Source organism: Aliterella sp. E5.1 (genome assembly GCF_057473825.1).
The window spans coordinates 1-2,406 of record NZ_JBYCCV010000251.1 but is presented as its reverse complement, the minus strand read 5'-3'; the positions used below and the strand labels follow the sequence as shown (position 1 = coordinate 2,406).

1 protein-coding gene and 3 pseudogenes are annotated in these 2,406 nt (G+C 42.5%); 1 reads left to right on the top strand and 3 read right to left on the bottom strand.

What is annotated here, in order from left to right:
• A partial coding sequence (locus tag AC2VE5_RS25885; RefSeq protein ID WP_486887409.1) for a transposase occupies positions 1-169 on the bottom strand: 169 nt, incomplete at its 3' end.
• A 346-nt stretch (positions 170-515) separates the two neighbouring features.
• On the opposite strand from AC2VE5_RS25885, the pseudogene AC2VE5_RS25880 reads away from it, so the two are divergent.
• Positions 516-1,620, top strand: a pseudogene (locus AC2VE5_RS25880) (IS630 family transposase).
• 26 nt (positions 1,621-1,646) lie between these two features.
• Here the strand turns inward: AC2VE5_RS25880 and AC2VE5_RS25875 are convergent.
• Positions 1,647-1,814: pseudogene (locus AC2VE5_RS25875) on the bottom strand (IS630 family transposase); the annotation flags it as partial.
• A gap of 29 nt (positions 1,815-1,843) precedes the next feature.
• A pseudogene (locus AC2VE5_RS25870) lies at positions 1,844-2,406 on the bottom strand (transposase); the annotation flags it as partial.

The following is a 2,406-nucleotide window of genomic DNA, read 5'->3' as shown; positions in this document are numbered from 1 at the left end:
GCAAGTCTTGCCAGTTACAACCATTTTTCAGTTGATAAAAGATGCCATCCAAGATTTCGCGCTTGCTCCAGTTAGAAGGTCTTGTTTGCTTCTTCGGCGGTAGGATCTTAGGTAGTAAAGGTTCTATTATTTTCCACTCTTCGTCGGTGAGGCTGCTCTGGTACGGCATGGCATCTGCATTATGTTTTTGCCTTAACGTTACTTCCTTCCAGGGAAAGATGTCAAATGGGTTCTATAGAAGTCAAAAATCGCTGTCCATCGGGATAGTAAATTACTAATTCTCCTTGACTTGTTTCAAACTTAATTCCAAGCCGAGGACTTACCCAGCCGTTTAGTTGCCATAACCGAGTTAGATGTTCTCCTTGTCGCTGCCATCCATCTAGCTGAAAGTTCTCTGGGTCGTATAGATAATATTCTTCTACACCATAGGCATCGTAAAACTCTAGTTTGCGCTCTATTTCATATCAAGTCCGCATAACCGATTATGATAAAAGTGGAGAGTAAAAAGATGAGTTATGCCGAAACGGATCAGGGTAGCCGAGCATACAAATATTGCCCAATTAGAGCAGTGTTATCAACAGGCGAGCGATGGGGTAGAAAGCCGTAAAGCTCGCCGGTGGAAGCTTCCACCCGGCAGACTTTACGTCAATTTCAGATTATCTGGTTATTAGCACAAGGAAAGAAAACCGAGGAAGTAGAGGAGATAACAGGTTACAGCAGAACATGGATTTATGCCAAAGTCTTGAGATATAACGAATTGGGGATTGAAGGATTGGGAGACTTTCGCCACCAAAATAAAGGAGCCTCGCCACTAATTGATGATGTCCAGCAAGCACAGCTATGGCAAGTTCTACAAGAGAAAGCTGCCGACGGAGGACTATGGAACGGTCGTAAAGTTGCAGACTGGCTAACATCTTTAACTGGACGACAAATTAGCCGACAGAGGGGATGGGAAATATTACGACAGATGACATTTAGACTACGAGTGCCTTTTGGCCATCGCACACTTCTTCGCGACGAATCAGAACAAATTGCCTGGAAAAAAACTAGCAATAGAAGTAGGCACGCTTCAAACTACTTATCCAGAAGCAGAAATTCAACTATGGTGGGTTTGGTGAGCATCGTTTGGGACTCAAGCCAATTTTAAAACGGATTTATGTACCCGAAGGCGAAACGCCCATTGCCAATGTTAATTGGCGATACCAGTGGTTATGGTTATATGCCTTCGTACATCCCAAAACTGGAGAGACTTACTGGTGGATTCTTCCCTATGTCAATACCAAGCTTTTTAATCAGGTTTTAGCAGACTTTGCTCATGAATTCAGTTTGGGCGCTAAAAAACACATTCTGTTAGCGGTGGACGGAGCAGGATGGCATAAAAGCATTGACATCAAGCTTCCACGAGGGCTACATTTAGCGTTTTTACCTTCTTACTCACCGGAATTACAACCTGCGGAAAGACTATGGAATTTAGTTGACGAGCTAATTGCTAATCAATCCTTTGCCACCTTAGATGATTTGGAGGAAATTTTATTTCGCCGATGCAAATCTTTGCTTCAACAACAAGATTTGATTCAAGGGTTAACTGGTTTTCATTGGTGGACTAAAATCGGAGTCTAACCATAATTTATTTCCCGGACTTTATATAAAACCTTATTAAATAGTTCTGTATTCACATACGGTAGAATCAACCAATAAGTTTCTCCGCTTTTAGGATGGACAAAAGCATACAACCATAGCCACTGATATCGCCAATTAACATTAGCCATAGGGGTTTCTCCCTCCGGTACATAAATTCGGCGTAAAATTGGCTTTGATATCATGTCCGGCAGATAACTTGCACCTAAGCTCCAATTCTAGCCCACCAATGAAAATCAGTGAGTCCTTGAATCAAATCTTGCTGTTGAAGCAAAGATTGACATCGGTGAAATAAAACTTCCTCCAAATGATCTAAGGTGGCAAAGGATTGATTGACAATTGGCTCATCAACTAAAGACCATAACCTTTCTGCTGGTTGTAATTCTGGTCAAGCTCGACGGGGGGAGGATTCCCTGCGTCAGACTTGACGTGAATAGGGGGGTAAAAATGTTAAATGTAGCCCTGGTGGAAGCTTGATGTCAATGCTTTTATGCCATCCTGCTCCGTCCACCGCTAACAGAATGTGTTTTTTAGCGCCCAAACTGAATTCATGAGCAAAATCTGCCAATACTTTGTTAAACAGTTCTGTATTGACATAGGGAAGAATCAACCAATAAGTTTCTCCCGTTTTAGGATGTACGAAGGCATATAACCATAGCCACTGATATCGCCAATTAACGTTGGCAATCGGCACGACTCCCTCTGGTACATAAACCCAGTTCAAAACTGGCTTCAGTCCTAAACGATGTTCACCAAACCCACCACAAT